The organism is Paenibacillus sp. P46E (assembly GCF_001909095.1).
GTDB classification, from domain to species: domain Bacteria; phylum Bacillota; class Bacilli; order Paenibacillales; family Paenibacillaceae; genus Paenibacillus_AQ; species Paenibacillus_AQ helianthi.
In genome coordinates this window covers 21,338-38,406 of record NZ_LVYZ01000041.1, presented here as the reverse complement: position 1 = coordinate 38,406, position 17,069 = coordinate 21,338, and the positions used below count along the sequence as shown (strand labels likewise).

The following is a 17,069-nucleotide window of genomic DNA, read 5'->3' as shown; positions in this document are numbered from 1 at the left end:
CCGCCTTTCTAAAACTGGTATTGCTCACTGCGCATCAAGCGTCCAAGCACGATTGCGAGCAATAAGCTTATTATAAAGAGTAACGCGGAAACAGCACTCCCGTATCCAAAGTCGAGGAACTGAAACGCTTGCTTAAAAATGTAACTGGCCATCACTTCACTGGAATTGTTCGGACCACCTTGTGTCATGATATAGACCAAATCAAAGTAACGAAGTGAATTAATTACACAGTTCAGAATTGTGAAAGAGATCACGTGTCGAATGAGAGGCATACGAATAAAAACAAGCAACTGCCATGGGCTCGCACCTTCAATTGTTGCGGATTCCACAAGGTCATCAGGTATACCTTGAAGAGCACCAAAGAAAATGACCACATAAAAACCGATATACTGCCAAGCTACTACTGCGATAATAGCAGCGAGTGCATACTTTTCCTCACCCAGCCATACATGAGCCCAACTATCAAGGCCGACTTTTGCCAAGAAAGTATTAATGATTCCGATATTGGGATCGTAAATTTGACCCCACATGATTCCAAGTACAGCACTGGACATCATAACAGGAAAAAAGTAAATGGTTTTAAAGAAATTACTTCCCCTGATTTTGGTTTGTAGCAGAAGCGCAAGTAAGAGTGCGATCGGCAGTTGAATGACTAATGCCCAGAATGTAAGCTGAAAGGAGTGAATCAGTGCTAGCCTTACCGGTTCATCGGACAATAATCTGATCCAGTTGTGCAACCCACTAAACACTCGGGGAGATACTCCGTTCCAATCGAAGAAACTATAATAAAAACTAAGTACAATCGGTATTAGCACCATCATTCCATAAACAATAACTGCAGGACTCATAAATAAGATTCTGCTAGTCCACTTAGAATAACCTGTTTCTAACATTTCTCCACCCTCTCATTTGCCATATTAATATAATGGCGTGCGGTCGGTTACTGCAGAACGCACGCCATACCTTTAATATTAAGGCTTTTTAACTTTGGCTAATTCCGCTTTTACATCTACATTTTCTTTGCCTATGATTGCTGGAGATGCATTAAGAACAGCTTCAGTCCGGATTGGATCAAGCGCCTGATCGTAATAAGGGAACGTTTTTTGAACTTTTGCCGTATTATCCATGACTTCAATGGCCAGAGGACTCATGCCATCCGGAATCTTGAAATCCTTAAACGCAGGAGTCACACCGCTTGCTTGGATTAACTTTGCGCGGTTTTCAGGATCAGACAAATACTTTAAGGCTTCGTATGCAGCATCACCTTTTTCCTTTTCTGCTCGCGCGGAAATAGCATATCCCATACCGAATCCACCTTGATAAGTCCCTTGATCTCCTTTACCTCCACTAACAATCGGGAAAGGTACAAATCCGACCTTTCCCATAAAATCAGGCGACTTCGTAAATGTGCTTACTGCCCAGTCACCCTGTTGATAAAACGCAGCTTTCCCATTCGTAAACATGGATTCAGCCGCACCGTAATCGATTCCCAGGAAGCCATTTTCGAAAGCTTTATGTTTAACCGCAAAGTCATTAAGCATCTCACCTGCTTTAACGAACGATTCCCCAGTGAAATCATCTTTTGTTTTCGCTTCATCGAAGGTCATATCTCCACCGACTCGTTGCTGCAAGTATGAGAACCAATGTAACAGCGGCCATCGATCTTTTCCTGCCACGGCGATAGGTGTGATCTTAGCAGCATTGAGCGTGTCTACAGCCCCTACTAACTCATCCCATGTCTTAGGAGGTGTGATGTTGTTTTGCTGAAGGATGTCTTTGTTGTACCAGAGAAGGACGGTGTTTAGCTGAAGTGGTATGGCATAATTTTTTCCATTATAGGTGTATTCATCCAGGCCCGCTTGTAAGATTCGGTCTTTAAATGCACTATCAGCATTGAGTTTATTTGTAATATCACCAACTACATTACCATCGACCAATGTTTTGAACTGATCCCCAGTCCAGTAGGAGAAAATATCGGGCATATCATTTCCCGCCAGTGCAACCTTCATCTTTGCCTTAAAGGCTTCATCATCAAAATAATCCGGTTTCAGCTTAATGTTTGGATGGGTGTTATTGAAGTTATCTACCATTTCTTTGAAGATCTCACGATTCTGTTCATCTTTAGGTTCAAAGCTCCAAAATTTTAGTTCTACCGGCTTAGTATTTTCTGAAGTTATGGAATTCTCATCCTTAGAACCCGAATTAGCTCCGCAAGCGCTTAAGATGAGTCCGCATGCAATGATTATTGCTAATTTTTTTTTCATTTTGTCAGTTCCCCCAGTACATATATTTGAGTACGCTTTCATTGTATCAATTTCCTATTTCTCTTGATTTAACTATGGTACTGCAAAATATCAATTCCCTATTGTTTTTAATAAAGTTCTTATTTAAAACGGCCATCGCTATTTGCGATGACCGTAGTCGAAGTAAACATATCTTAAATAATTCTCTATCACTATTGTTTTAAAAGATCGCGATATTGCTTCGGCGTCATATTTTCGAACTCTTTAAATACTCTTATGAAATAACTGGAAGACTGATACCCTACTTCTTCAGCAATTACCGTAATATCTTTATCGGTAGTCAGCAGAATCTCCTTTGCTTTGCGGTGTCGCAATCGGACGACATATTCACTGAATGTCATCCCTTTTACATCCTTGAACAGTACGCTGAAGTAACTGGAACTTAAGTGAACATATTGCGCAACTTCTTTTACACCAACTTTTTCACTCAAATTAGCTTCAATAAAATCCAGTGCTTTTCCGATCGTTTTATTATTATCTGCAGGAGACTGCCATTGACTGCCCAACTGATCAATTTTTTCATCCAAAAAGTGAATGGAGATCTCAGCCTTGAAGCGTTTCTTACTGGCATCAAGCCCGTCCTCTACCGCTTCGATTAATTTAACACGATCAATTGGCTTTAGCAGATAATTGTGTACTCCCATACGGAGGCCCCTTTGGGCATATTCAAATTCGGCATAACCCGTTAGGAAAATTACCGTTGATTTGATTCCTTCAGTTTCCATCGCTTCTACCAATTCAATACCGTTCATGCCAGGCATCTGAATATCTGTGAGCAGCAAATTAATTTTTTGCTCTTTCAAAATACTAAGAGCTTCTTGTCCATGCTCGGCCAGCAGAATCTCATATCCTCCCTGGAAATGTTGCTCCAGAGTTGCGTATATTCCTTTTCGGGTACTGATTTCGTCGTCAACAATTAAAATTCTATCTTGTCCCACACTAACTCATCCTCATTTCGCTGCTGGCAGAGTTACAGTTACGATCATGCCGCCTGTTGTTCTATTCTCTAAATGAATGCCATAAGACTTTCCGTAATAAAGCTCTATAAATTTATGAATATTATACAATCCTATTCCATTGCGCTTGGATTGCACCTGTGTGCCTTCAGCCAGATGATTGCGTATTTCCTTCAATCGATCATCAGAAACCCCGCCTCCACTATCTTCCACAACAATTTTAATCTCGTCCCGCTCTTCAAGATAGATGACTTGGACTCCAAGCCTGCCTACGCCAATTTGGGGCTCGATGCCATGAAGCACCGAGTTCTCGACTAAAGGTTGAATCACAAGTCTGGGTATCCTACAATCGGATACCCTTTCATCTACTTCTAGGGTCCAATTTAATCTGCTGCCCATCCGTAGTGACATAATATTTAAATATCGTTTTACATGTTCTACTTCATCTTCGAGTAGAACTAAATCATCTTCATTGTTCCTCTTAATGGTGTAACGAAAGAGCTCTGCCAACTGAATCAAGTAATTCGCCAGCCTATCTTGCTTGGCTTCTATAAGATTCCAATAGAATGCCTCTAATGTATTGTACAGAAAATGTGGATTCAACTGTGAATGAAGCGATCGAATCTCACTTTTCATTTTTACGATTTCCTGTTTATATACTTCATCAATCAAATTATTCAGATTGCCAACCATTTTGTTATAGGTTAAGTTCAAATCGTTAATCTCAAGATTATAATATATAACAGGATTCGTTTTTACATTTCCATTACGCGCAGCTTTCATAATTTTACTTAAATTACGCAGTGGGTGGGTTATCATCGTGGACAATGTATAGGATAGAAGCGCAAACAAAAGCAATCCGAATAAGCTGGAGAAGACAAGAATGGATTGTAGAATAGCTACGCCCTCGGTAACCTTTTTTCTTGGAAGCAGCAGAACAATATTCCACCCGGTGATTTTTGAACCCTGCTTGATTTTGATATATTCTGTACCGTTCGGACTCATTATTAATGATTGTCCATTGGCAAGTTTAATTCCAGAAAATTCGGAATCTGAATTCTGTTTTGCCGATACAATCTCATTCATTTGGTTCAGTAAGTATAATGAGCTCCCATCTACGTTAGCTACATTACCTCCTAAAAAGTCAAACAATGATGAAGTAAGCGATACGACAAGGTAACCCCCGCTTTTATAATTATCATGGTCCAGACGAATTTGCCGGATGCCAATAATCCTGTCCTTATCCTGAGGATCGATTCCTGCCCAAATAAGCTTGCCCGAATTATTGTCCGCTTCTACTATCCACTTCGTATCAATCCGATTACTCAAAGGATTATTATCGATAGGGTACAAAGAGTGGTTCATAGCGTATAAATCAAGAGACTTGATCAATGACGAAAAGCTTGCCGTTCCTATCAATATGGGACGAATATTTTTTAGTCGGTCGGCAATTTCAAACGTCTGACCCTTTTTGGCATCATACAGATAACTCTGAATCCTGGCATCGGACGCCAACTGCAATGTCAGAGTATCCACCTCACCCAGGAGTGCATCTACTCGTCCGTTAATTTGTGCCGCAATCTCTTCCGTGTAGTTATTTGCATTCTTTTGCATCAAATCAGACACTGAGGAGTAGGCTATCCATATCGTTACCGCAAGAACTATGATCATCGCTGAAAAAAATCCTATAAAAACCTGAATTCTTGTCTTCCCCAACCATTTCCGTATCATTTGTATCGATATCAGTCCTTGACTGTGAAATTTTTTTGATAGCGCTTACATTGTATCAGATTTTTTATCGTCGTGATACTAATATCTTTCTTAAAAATAAGAATATCATTAGTTGTTAGCTCTCGTTCCGTAAGCGAATATGCTTGGTAGCAAAGAGAAGGGCTCATAAAACATTATAATTCGTGTACCTCTAGATGTACTGATGATTTGGAGCTGACCTCCAATCAACCGTACAAGCTCATATAATCCCAGCAATAATGGCCTGCTTGTTTGCCCAACTGGCTTGTATCAAAGCCTGTCCCGTTATCCTTGACCTCAATTTCAATACGATTATTCCGTTCAGTCACAGTCACCCAGACTTTGTCCGCCTTTGCATGCTTCGCCACATTGGTTAGACATTCACTTACGATATATAGACTGTGCTCCATCAGCATTCTGGACATTTGGCTGACTATTTGGATTTTAGGATAAACATTAATTCCGGTCGCCTGGAAAAAACATTGTATCTCATCAGTAAGTGATTCACGAATGTCATGATCGGAAGAGGATTTCAACCTTAGATAATCAATCGTCCGCCGGGCATCAGCCAATAAGCTTCGCACCTGGCTCATCGACTGTTGAATAATTTCCTGCGATCTTCGAATATTTCCCAGTGAGATAAATTCATCTGCAGCATCAAGCTGCATAACGAAAGCAGCTCCCCTTTTGGTGCGCTTTTTCCAAGTCCTTCAGAAAATTTTGCGTCCTCAGCCGGGCATGAATTTGTTCAAAAAACAGCAATGCATATGCTATAACAATAATCAACATTAATAGAAATAAAGGAATCAACAGAAGCAATAATAAAGCCCCCTAATTGCAATGTCTGTGATTTCTATATCCCCTTCTAAAAAACAAAAGCAACTCGTCAGTAGACAAGTTGCTAAGTAAATGGCCTTTTCTTAACGGATTTTTCTCTATAATTTGAAATCACCGCTTCGCCTTATAAAACTCATGATACAGCTTCATGAGCGCCCTTTTCTCTATTCTTGAAACATAACTCCGCGAAATCCCCAGCTCCTTCGCAATCTCCCGTTGCGTCCGCTCCTCACCGCCGGTGTCGAGGCCGAAGCGCCCAACCACCACTTCCTTCTCCCGGTCATCCAAAATATCCAGGTTGCGGTAAATCTTACTCTTCTCGATCTTCAGATCGACTTCCTTCACAATATCATCTGCGTCGGAACCGAGGATATCGATCAGGGTGATCTCGTTACCTTCCTTGTCCGTCCCGATCGGGTCATGCAGGGATACATCCTTTTTGGTCTTTTTAAGCGATCTCAAATGCATCAGGATTTCCATCTTAATGTCATTAGTGCGCATATTTTAAAACGTAAATATCTCGACCGAATCTTCGTAGACCCTGATTTCTCTAACGACTTGACGAATCAAATCACGTTTCTCTTCAAAAGTAAGTTCTGCCTGACCTTTAGATAAGTAATGTTGAACAGCTTCCATCAAGACATGAATGTTGTACTCTGTATTTTGAGCTGAATTTAACATATGGCTCAGTTCAATCAATTGAGCATTTAGACCTTCTTCTTTCTGCGTAAGCTCCTTCAATTCTTGACGAATATCTTCTTCAGCAATAGCGTCTTCACTAACAGAAAAGAGTTTAATTAGCTTCTTTCGTGAGTTTTTGGTTTTCTCAATTTCCTTTTCAATCCTCATAATCTCAGCAGTTTCAAAAGGCTCCTTAGTCTTCTCTTCCTGCAAAGCTGCAGCGATTTCATCGGGATTGTTTAACCAGGTTGTCACTTGGTCCCAAACCTGTTCTTCTATCAGGTGAGCCTTAATTCTTCGTCCACATCCCTTTGATTTGGCTCCTGCAGTGTTCTTAATGTCTGTATATTCCGGTACTTTCTTTCCCCAATTGTTTGATAATCGTCCCGTCATGGTATTACCGCAGTCCCCACATCTTAACAAACCGCTCAATAAATATGGGTGTTTGCTTTTTTGAGCCCATCTCCTTCTAGACTCCGATAATAATATTTGTGCATGTTCGAATTGAGCCTCGTCTATAAGTGGAGGACAAGGAAGAAGAATCCATTCGTCTTTAGGTCTCTCTTTCATAGGAATCTTTTCTTCATCGTTCCTGTGTTTATTCCCTAACATACCTTCTGTATTCCAGCGATTTTGATAAAATTCACCGATATAGGCTCGGTTCATAATGATTTGTCTTACTACTTGGCGATGCCACATCGAAGCCCCTCTTTTTGTGGGTACTCCTTTACTGGTTAAGTATAAGGCTATACCATTCAGTCCTTGAATAATTGTATTGGGTTGTGTAAACAAATCAAATATTAGTCTGACTATAGCAACCTCATCTTCATCAACAAGAAACTGTTCTGATTCCTTATCATAACTGTAGCCGTAAACTTGAAAATCACGCAGCACTCTTCCTTGCCTTGCTTTTTCTTTTCTCCCTCGGCTCATGCGTTCTGTTATCTTTGACTTCTCAAACTCCGCTATAGCTCCACGCATAGAATAAAACAAATTTCCTTCAGGAGTTTTAGCATATTCACCATTAACAAAAACAAGTTCTATCCCTCGCCGGTCAAATTCATCAGTTATGATCAGTTGGTTCATTAACTTTCGTGACAATCTATCCGGGTCAAGACAAATAATCTTATTAATAATTCCTTCTCGAATATCATCCCGTAATTTGGTTAATGCCGGTCTATCCAAAAATTCACCTGATACCCCATCGTCCACATATTCCTTTACCTTATTCGTTCCCGCTTTCTGACGGCATTGACGAATTTGATCGTTCAGGCTGAACCCGTGCTTCGCCTGCTCCTCCGTACTCACTCTGGCATATACAGCTATCACTTTTCTCCCTCCTGAACTTCTCTAGAAGGTAATCATAACAGGCAATGCGTGCTCTGTCATTGGAATCGCCTACCACAAGTTTAACATGCACCCGGCATCCCCTCCTTGTAGTAGGATATGCGGGTACTGCTTGAACACTTGTTCAATAAAAATGACCTTGAACATATGCTTGATGTTCAAGGTCACAACTACTTTTACACCGATTTTCAACTCATTCACTTAAAGAAATAATATGAACATTCTCATAAGCCCGATCTATAGTGAGCGAATTGAATATTCAAACAATGTGCATTGCAATGAATGTACACCAAGGTTTACCTATTATGAGTTTTGATAATAAAATAGCATAGTCGTAAAATCAATTTTCAGTCAGACAATTGGGATTCCAAAACTATTACTGCATCTCCGACAAAACTGACTGATGTAATCCGGTTAATTTACATATCCCCTCGCAAAATTGTTCCTCTGATGGGGTCAATCCGGCAATCGTTTCCATATCATTAAATTCCCCGTTAATCCCGAAAAAACTAAGACTACTTCTCTGGTGAAAGGAACCCCAAGGATTCCCCATCTGATATTGACGAATTTTAGCTTCACTTTCATCAGGATACACTAGAACTCCTGGAACAGTATGGCCCGGACTAGAAAAGGCATCCATATACGCATGAATTTGATAAAGGTCATTTCGCTCCAAACCGGTTGGCTTGGATAGACTTGCAAACGTATGCTTATATTTAGCGTCTACGACGACAAGTACTTGTTTTGATAAGGGATTCCTCAATAAAATATCCGGCTTCAAGGCTGCTAATTTGTGCCCATCCATGTTTTGAAACAGGTGCCCAGATGCATCTCTCTCCCGCCCGGTATGGACAACTTCAACTCCTGCGACAGTAGTTTTTAACAAATGGTACACATATAATTCCCAAATCTCAGCCATATCTAGCAATGTTCCTGTTATCTCTTGGGTTCCTGTAGAAGTAGCACCGATCGATTTCTGCTGTAATATTCTCAACGATAATTCTACCACTGAACGATATGACTCCAGGATCGGAGTATATTTTATCTGAGGTAGTTTATTTGCCGCAGTAAAGTTCGATAAGCTGCTTGATGATGTTTGAAGTAGAAGCCCGATAATCTCCCTTCCTTTATCAGAAAGCCAAGTGCGGTCCTCACCATGACCCAGCTCTTTCTTAATTTTGCGGTAAGCTTTGCTGAGAACATTGGAAATAGCAGGATGAATGACTTTGGTTCTAGATAAACTCACGAGACGATTTGTCCCTTTCCCTACCTCTAGTGCGGTTTCCATTACTTTCATACGACCGCGCAGTGAAGGCAGTTTCAAAGTTTCCTCTATGCGGGTATAAGGTAGACCGTGCTTGCTTCCACTCATAAGCTGCTCACCCCAAATTCGAGCAATCAGCTCCCACAACCACATGTTAGATCCACGATAAGATCCGTTGCTCTGAATCATACGCACTCCCCAAATCTTACTGATCCAGCGATGGAATGAGCTTTCATAACGAGGTATGATTCGCAGCGTTCTCCCCTTGTAGCTGATCTCCCCCACATAACGTCCCGCATACCATTGTCCATTGCGGAATTCGATAATCGGCTCTTCATCTGCTATTTTCCCAGTAAGACGAAGGGTGAAACGTTCTTTGTCCAGATTACAGCATAAATCCTGTATCCATAGCTTCTCATCGTTATGTCTCAGCTTGATCTCAGACAAATCTTTCGCAATAATCTCTATATTTCCCTGTGAAGTTCTCATTCTTGCCCTTTTAAGAATATGTCTTTCGCCTGTTGCATTAACAACTTTCTTTCGTATGCATCTGCTCCAGACAGATATTGCTCCAATAATGGAGCTAGCGAATAATTCCACAACCCAGAAATTGGTCCACGTCCCTGCCCTTTTCGATTCCATAAAACCTGCTGAACTCCGGGTTGAGAATAAATGTACTTCTGTGCAAAAGAAACAACATCGCTGAAATAAGTATGACCAATGACGTAGAGAGGTCCCATGAGTTCATGATTCGCTATTAATGTATTTATCCGGACGCACCGATCTGCGAGTACTTCAAACTCCTCCTCTACTCGGCTCCATTGTCGGGGTTTACCATACTTTTGCGGCCATCGTTCCCATTTTGTTTTCACCAAGGATATTAAGTCTTCACGTTCAAACCCCCGGAAAAACCATAAAAATCTGCGGCGAAGTGCAAAATCAACTTGTTCCAGCGATTGGTCAATCAGATTCATGGTCCCAATAATATAAAGATTGTCAGGTACGGCAAGCGAAAATGAGTTCCCATCCTGTCCAGCCAGCAGCACTTCACTTTCCCGATCTTCCAGCAAGGAGAAACATTCCCCCAGCACCCTACTTAAATCCGCACGGTTCATCTCATCCAGAATGAAGACAAAAGGCAGGCCTTTACCTATTCCGTTTTCCGCTGCCTTCACATCTTCAAGGACTTGCAGGAATACACCATTTTTGTAAACGGTCCGATTCTGTTCAAGCTGCATTCCTCGAATGAAATCTTCATAGCCATAGCCGGGATGGAATTGTACACGCCGAACCCTCTGCTGCACCAGTTCATCTATGTTATTCTGATTCTTAAAAAATTTACCCGCTCCCCACTGACGCAATGTCTCCTGCCGAATAAAACGCTCTGCTAATTCTTTCGCTTCATGGGTTTTCCCGGTTCCTGGAGGCCCATATATAACAATTTGCTTTTTGATTTCTAAACCTTGAATCGGAAGCACATCTGTTTCATGATCACCATAATCCCAACACTCCATGAGAGGACTTCGATAAAAATCAAGATCCGGTTCACAGAGAATATCACTTAATTGTTTTCTAATTGCTAGGATACGCTCATCTACATCTACAGGGATAGAATCCTCATCCAGCATATCCAAGAAAGCCTCGACTATTTGTTGTTTATGACTAGCACTCGCCATTCGCTCATATTGGTCAGGATAAAACAGATGCAAAAGAATATGGCGGGAGAGTGGATTCCCTTCTTCCTTAAGTTTATCTAACAAACCGCGAACTTTTAGATGATCTGCTGCAAGTTCTTTCCTCTCTTCTTCTGACATTTGCAGCACAGTATCAGCAAATATTGCTATGTATCGTATCTCATTATAGCGTCTTGTATTGTAGGCTATTCCCGGTCCACCGATACCATGTTCAAGAGCAGTTAGAGCATTATTCTGATCATCAAGCAATAGGTTCGCAAAGGAGGCTATTGTCTTAAGTAGTTCTTTCTTCCTGCGATAGCTTATGCTGGATGGGAAAAGCAGATACAGGTAGACCAGTTCACAAGCGAGCTGCACAACCTCTGATTTCTGGCCACTAAGTTGTCCCTTCAATTTCGTTTCGAATGCTTCTGCTGATTCATCGGTATTATCTATGAAACAAGCTCTAAATGCGTTCAAATTATCAGTAGTCCAAATCTCCTCCGATGGCCAAAGCAAAGATGACCCATCCATAAGACTCTTTTCTATCCATTGATTCGCGTAACTGTAGACAGCTGAAGTATCCCATTCTTTAAATCTTGCCATGATTTTTAGTCCTCTCAAGTTTTGTGATTTCCGTAATCAAATTAACCATTCATTTCAATTACACAATGCCTTAATTCTCGATCTCTAAATAACTCTTATAGAGTTTCCTTAAAATGTCTCTGAAGTGATTGAATAACAATCACCCCACCAGCCTTATGCAGAGGTTCATTCTGACGCTCGCATTGGAAGAGCTGCACACAAGACGGACATCCATTAAAGCAGCTACAGCTTGTCATCATTAGTTCAGCCTTTTTCAACAGCACATTAAACTTTTCAGCAACAACCTCTACGATCCCGGAGCCCCCTCCGACTTGGCTATCATATATAAATAAACCCGGCATCCCGAACAAAGTTGAACTCGAGTGAAATGAGACATGTTGGAAGTCAGCAGCGCTGCATTTCACAATAGCTGGAATCGCTGCGGCTAGAGCATGTTCAGCTGCATGTATACTTCCATCGATAAGCTCCTCGAATGTAAGATCTGATACTGCTTGTATGCCCGCTAAAAGATTTCTAAGCTGACTTTTTCCTTGTTCATCCCACAGCAACCACAGTGCATCTGTTTGAAACGAAACAGGATAGGTATTGGTTACCTGTACCGTTTCTGATGGTTTTGCATTGTGTGTGTATATTTTCTTGTAGCCGAATGTGTTTCGTTTTACAACTATATTCCCAATATTCGCTTTCAACTCATTACCAACTAATATGAGCTTATTAATATCACTCACTTCGATACTATCCCGCACAATACCGCGTGTAAGATAGTCCGATCTCACCTGTTCCACTAGAACCTTCCGCTGCCTCTTATCGATCCACTTCACCTTATAAAAACTGCGGTTATCTGATCCTAAAAAGATTGCATCTACATGGTAATCTCTGATCAAGGATCGAGTGTCCACATTCTGAAACAATATTGTTTCGTTCCATCCGCTCTTACTCACGACGGTGTATGTTTCACCCATTGCAATCAATGGCAGATACTTTGGAGACTCACCCATATACATAAGTTTTCCTTCAGCCTGTTGCCATTGCTCGTCAACCTCAGCTAATACCTTCCGAAGGACGCTGGCACGAACGTAATTAATAGCATTGTAGATCGTCCCTCCTTGCTCATGCGCGGCATAAACAAGATGCTCACGTAATATTTTTGGATTGTTAATGTTAATAGCCGCAGATTCCGGTATCTGCTGGAAGAACTCTAGCGGATTACGAGCATAATATTGTTGTAGCGGCTCTTCCTGTAACATCATGACAACTAAACCATCTCCGCTTCTCCCTACTCGACCTGCTTGTTGCCAAAAGGAAGCATGAGATCCGGGGTAACCGAGCATGATGCAAATATCCAGACAATCCACATCAATTCCTACCTCCAAGGCCTTGGTGGTTACAACGCCCAATAATTCACCTTGTTGTAGCTTCTTTATAGTTTGCTCCTTGATTTCTTGAGGTAAATTAGCATGATACGGAAGAAATAAATCCTGACCTTCTTTCAATTCTATTGATCCGGATTCATTAAGGTGTGTTCTTAGAATCATATTGAGCTCTCTACTTATAAGCTGAGATTGTTGACGATTACTAGAGAAAATAATAATTCTCGGCCATTGCCCATAACTGTAAAACGTTTTTATGATCTCATAAAGATCGGATGTAACTGCTCTTCTTCTATGCTCTATTTCTATAAGACCAGAGTTCCATAGAACAATTTCCTTTTTATTAATCGGTGCGCTGCTTTCCGTAACTTCATGAAACCCCTGTATACCCCGCTTACCAGTTAATTCCTCAACCAAATATTTAGGATTGGCTATAGTAGCAGAACATGCAATGAATTGAATCTCCCGATTGCCTAATCTTTCACATAACATTCTTAAGCGGCGAATGACCATAGCCACTTTTGAACCAATCATACCGGAGTAATGATGCAGCTCATCTATTACGATATAACGGAGATTTGTTAAGAATCTAATTAACTGCGAAGCCTTCCCTGTCTGTGCTCCTATGCTTTGAAGAATGGGATGCAAATAATGAACATTGGTTAGCCAATAGCGCCCCTGTTCAAATACCAGATTGGAGGCCTGGTCTTTCCTCATATGCTGAGGAATATTACGTTGACCGAAAAGAAGACCAGCGGGCACTTCTGTTCCATGGACCTTAAGTTTAGAGAAACCAGCCATTTTGAAGTTACTTACATTTTCTTCTTCCAGATCTGTCCACTGTTGTAAATGAGCAAATTGATCTTCGACCAAGGCCTTAAAAGGCGATAAATAGAGGGCGCAAGCATTTGGATCAGCTACGAGTTTTTCTATAATTGGAATGTTGTATGACAACGATTTACCCGATGCCGTCTTTGTGCAAATAACTACATTACATCCTTGTCTTATCGCTTCCACTGCTTCACCCTGATGCTTATAAAGCTTATTGATTCCCATTGATTCAAGCTTACTACGCATCCAACTCTCCATTGGTATATGCTCATCGTACACGCCTTGTATCTCATCAGTCTCATGGACAAATACATCGGCTCGAATGCGTTTGCTCAGTTCAACTAATTGTCCGGCTAGAAGACTGCTATGAAATGACTCTTGAAGTGGAAGCCTTCTATCTAGAAGCAAATCAACTTCTTCTGTCATAAGCAAGCTGCTCATTATGGGACTTCCATCTTCAATGCAAAAGATACCTTCTTCTTGATCACTGTCGCTCTCATATTCAGCTTCAAGGGATTGCCAATCCATGATGTGGACTCCGTTAGCTCGTTGCTGAATTTCCCGTCGATAGCCTCTAGGATCAGCTTTATAGCTGATCTGTACAAAATCCCCGTAGGGTTTAACTGCTCCACAAGATGAACATATCAGAGGCATCTCTTAATCGTTCCTCTCGATTAAAGATTTCAGGAGTATCTTTGCTCCAGGTTTAAATAGTTCAACATTGTACTTACCGGGGAGCTGAACACAACTTGGACATCCTTCACTACAAGGGCAGCTCTCCATAAGCTCAAGTGCCTTACGCATCACCTTAGGCGTATTCTCATAGATTGCCTCGATCGTTCCAAGCCCAGATCCATTTTCTCCATAGAACCCGATAACCGGTCGATTAGCAAAAGCAGACATTCCGCTTGCAGAGAAACCTGTAAAATCATTTGCATCACAAATGATCATATCCGGAATTACCGACGTCATAGCATGCTGGGCGGCATGAAGTGAAGCTTCTAGCAGCATCTCGGTAGTTCGATGTTCACTTGCCCATTCCTGGATATTCTCTTTTAGCAGCAGCCAATCTGAATCTGTAATGGTTAGCCAAGTTCCTTCTGGAGCAAATTTCGTTACAGATGGATGAGTTAGAGCCACTTGTTCTGAATCGCTCTTTTGCCCAAAGAACAGTTTTCTGTAGCCAAATACACTTCTCTTAATCTCTAACTCACCATAAGCCATATGAAGCTCTTCAAAATCATGTCTCTGGTACGTCTGTATAATATCGATGGTATCTCTATAAGAAGATTGAGTATGATAAGTTAGCTCCTGGATAGGCAAAAGAATAATCTCACCTTTCCGGCGATTAATAGAATCCACTCGGTATGCTCGATCCCCTGGTGTCCAGTAGATGGCTCCTTCATGAAAATCTCGCATGGCGCTCCATTCATCCAGCCCATCCACTACCGCATAATTCTGCCCACGAATAGAAACACTATAACTCTGACCTGAGATTGAACGGAGACTAAACTTCTTATCTACAACCGCTTCTTCTGTCCCTTCTGCTGCAACTGCGGTCTGCAAGACGGATTGAATATATTCCTCATGTAGGTTCGGAAACATACTTTTCAGATCTATTTCCGTTAAATCCCGCCCAAGTTCTTCTTTGAGCAAAGGTAAATGAAGCGCCAATAGCTTATAATTAGTCGGATTAATTCTTACGACTTCAGGCGCTTTATGCAGAAATTCATGCGGATTACGCATGTAATATTGCTGAAGCGGATCATCCTGCCAGATAAGTATGGCAACTCCCTCACCTTTCCGCCCTACACGTCCGATCTGCTGTGAGAATGCTGCCTTCGAACCAGGATATCCAACCAAGACAGCCAGACTCAAATCACCAATATCAATCCCTACTTCAAGTGCATTCGTAGTAATAACGACGTGGATGTCGTGGGATTTCAGGCGTTCGATAATTCGTTTCCGAGTCTCATTAGGCAATATTCCCGTGTAAAAGGCAGCTAGTTTTTCTCCTTCGACACGTTCCTTTGGCAAGCGAAGAGGCTGTCTTAAAACATCTTTAATATATTTGGTAAACACCATCGTCTGACTCCGGGAGGGCTGAAAGATAATACTTTTAATTACTTTCTGATTGACAGTCATAGCTTGCTTAGCAATCGTAATTGCATCCGTTGAGGGTGCACGTCTAACCTGCTCACCAGCTGATATCCCTGGATTCCATAGAACGATCTCTTTGCGCTCATGAGCTGAACCATCCGTATCAATGAGTACAAACTCTTTAAGACCTGTTAGATCCTGAGCCAATTTCACCGGATTATCTATGGTAGCCGAACTGGTTATGATCTGAATATTTCGGGTATTTCCTAGCTCACGGCATACCTTAAGTAATCGACGAAGTACCAGTGCAACATGGGATCCAAACGTACCGCGATACATATGCATCTCATCGAGTACTATAAATTTGAGATTGCAAAGATAATTTCGGATATGCTGACCTGAAGAATATTTCAACACTTGAACCTGGCCAAGAATAGAATAATGGATCATATCCGGATTGCTCATCCATATCTGTGCTTTTTCCATAATTCGCTGCCTTGGCCCATTCTCCGTATCTCCATCTAGTCGACCCGCATGTATGATACGTTCACCTAACTTCAATTCGGTCTCAAACCACTCATCCAAAGATGGCTGATTGGAGGATTTGATTTCACCAAAACGTTTGAGTTGATCCAATTGATCATTGGCCAAAGCTTTTGTTGGGAATAAGTATAGTGCTTTATCATTAGGATGATCATAAAGATAACTAAGAATCGGCAAATTGTATGACAAAGTCTTACCTGACGAAGTTGATGTTACTAACACCACATTTGATTCTCTATGTACCGCTTCTACTGTTTGCGCCTGATGCACATAGAGTTGATTTATTCCCATACGGCTTAAAGAATCCCGGATCGGCTGTGGTGTGAACTCTGGTATTTCTGCGTAAATAGCATCCTTGGCCGGTAAAGTATGTACATAAATCTCAGCATTCTCTTCAGCGGCTAGTGCTTTTAGCTTCTCGAGAACTTCAATGGCCGAAAACTCACTACTGCTTACTCCTGGAATCCGAGAATCCTCGCACAATGGCATTTCATCTTTTTCCAGATGTACAGTTGCCAGACACTCCGGGCAATAGACGCCTTCCGAATGATCTCTATAGGTTTCCATTATTAGGGACCAATCTGAACATTTGATTCCATTAGGGGTATACTCTAAACTCCGTTGCTCTCCAACCTGACTGATTCTATGAGATATTTGAACAGCCTTAAGCATGCTTGAACACACTGAACATTTCAGATACGCCATTACTACTCCGCCTCCATTCATTCATCTTACCGCCTGTTTCCATTAGACCATATTACCTAGACAACCACATGTCAGCGAACGTATGTTCATTTGAAAATATTCCC

The 17,069-nt window shown here is 41.4% G+C and carries 10 protein-coding genes and 1 pseudogene; all 11 read right to left on the bottom strand.

Going from position 1 to position 17,069, the window contains the following annotated elements; translation table 11 throughout:
- Positions 1–8: 8 nt before the first annotated feature.
- Positions 9–893: a carbohydrate ABC transporter permease gene (locus tag A3849_RS14625; RefSeq protein WP_074112090.1), complete on the bottom strand. Its 885-nt coding sequence runs from the start codon at positions 891–893 to the stop codon at positions 9–11.
- Positions 894–971: 78 nt separating this feature from the next.
- Positions 972–2,264, bottom strand: a complete 1,293-nt coding sequence (locus A3849_RS14620) for an ABC transporter substrate-binding protein (protein WP_178382702.1) — start codon at positions 2,262–2,264, stop codon at positions 972–974.
- Between the two features lie 191 nt (positions 2,265–2,455).
- Positions 2,456–3,241 carry a response regulator transcription factor gene (locus A3849_RS14615; RefSeq protein WP_074112088.1) on the bottom strand — a complete coding sequence of 262 codons (786 nt, stop codon included), beginning with the start codon at positions 3,239–3,241 and terminating at the stop codon, positions 2,456–2,458.
- 12 nt (positions 3,242–3,253) lie between these two features.
- On the bottom strand, positions 3,254–4,930 hold the full coding sequence (locus tag A3849_RS14610; RefSeq protein ID WP_074112087.1) for a cache domain-containing sensor histidine kinase: 1,677 nt from the start codon (positions 4,928–4,930) through the stop codon (positions 3,254–3,256).
- Between the two features lie 284 nt (positions 4,931–5,214).
- Complete coding sequence (locus tag A3849_RS14605; RefSeq protein ID WP_074112086.1) at positions 5,215–5,676, bottom strand: sensor histidine kinase; 462 nt, start codon at positions 5,674–5,676, stop codon at positions 5,215–5,217.
- 280 nt (positions 5,677–5,956) lie between these two features.
- Positions 5,957–6,331, bottom strand: a pseudogene (locus tag A3849_RS32125) (sigma-70 family RNA polymerase sigma factor); the annotation flags it as partial.
- 18 nt (positions 6,332–6,349) lie between these two features.
- On the bottom strand, positions 6,350–7,855 hold the full coding sequence (locus A3849_RS32120) for a recombinase family protein (protein ID WP_083613513.1): 1,506 nt from the start codon (positions 7,853–7,855) through the stop codon (positions 6,350–6,352).
- A gap of 394 nt (positions 7,856–8,249) precedes the next feature.
- Positions 8,250–9,626: a 5-methylcytosine restriction system specificity protein McrC gene (locus tag A3849_RS14580; protein WP_074112085.1), complete on the bottom strand. Its 1,377-nt coding sequence runs from the start codon at positions 9,624–9,626 to the stop codon at positions 8,250–8,252.
- Positions 9,623–11,416 carry an McrB family protein gene (locus A3849_RS14575; protein ID WP_074112084.1) on the bottom strand — a complete coding sequence of 598 codons (1,794 nt, stop codon included), beginning with the start codon at positions 11,414–11,416 and terminating at the stop codon, positions 9,623–9,625. The genes A3849_RS14580 and A3849_RS14575 overlap by 4 nt, the downstream gene beginning before the upstream one ends.
- 95 nt (positions 11,417–11,511) lie before the next feature.
- Positions 11,512–14,145 carry a DEAD/DEAH box helicase gene (locus tag A3849_RS14570; protein WP_074112083.1) on the bottom strand — a complete coding sequence of 878 codons (2,634 nt, stop codon included), beginning with the start codon at positions 14,143–14,145 and terminating at the stop codon, positions 11,512–11,514.
- Positions 14,146–14,274: 129 nt separating this feature from the next.
- Positions 14,275–16,965 (bottom strand): DEAD/DEAH box helicase, encoded by a 2,691-nt coding sequence (locus A3849_RS14565; RefSeq protein WP_074112082.1) that lies wholly within the window; start codon positions 16,963–16,965, stop codon positions 14,275–14,277.
- Between the last annotated feature and the right edge of the window lie 104 nt (positions 16,966–17,069).

Bases quoted from the DNA above. Each gene is read 5' to 3' on its own strand.
- A3849_RS14620 (WP_178382702.1), bottom strand. From the start codon at position 2,264: ATGAAAAAAAAATTAGCAATAATCATTGCATGCGGACTCATCTTAAGC.
- A3849_RS14580 (WP_074112085.1), bottom strand. From the start codon at position 9,626: ATGAGAACTTCACAGGGAAATATAGAGATTATTGCGAAAGATTTGTCT.
- A3849_RS14625 (WP_074112090.1), bottom strand. From the start codon at position 893: ATGTTAGAAACAGGTTATTCTAAGTGGACTAGCAGAATCTTATTTATG.
- A3849_RS14565 (WP_074112082.1), bottom strand. From the start codon at position 16,965: ATGGCGTATCTGAAATGTTCAGTGTGTTCAAGCATGCTTAAGGCTGTT.
- A3849_RS14605 (WP_074112086.1), bottom strand. From the start codon at position 5,676: ATGCAGCTTGATGCTGCAGATGAATTTATCTCACTGGGAAATATTCGA.
- A3849_RS14570 (WP_074112083.1), bottom strand. From the start codon at position 14,145: ATGGATTGGCAATCCCTTGAAGCTGAATATGAGAGCGACAGTGATCAA.
- A3849_RS14610 (WP_074112087.1), bottom strand. From the start codon at position 4,930: ATGATCATAGTTCTTGCGGTAACGATATGGATAGCCTACTCCTCAGTG.
- A3849_RS14575 (WP_074112084.1), bottom strand. From the start codon at position 11,416: ATGGCAAGATTTAAAGAATGGGATACTTCAGCTGTCTACAGTTACGCG.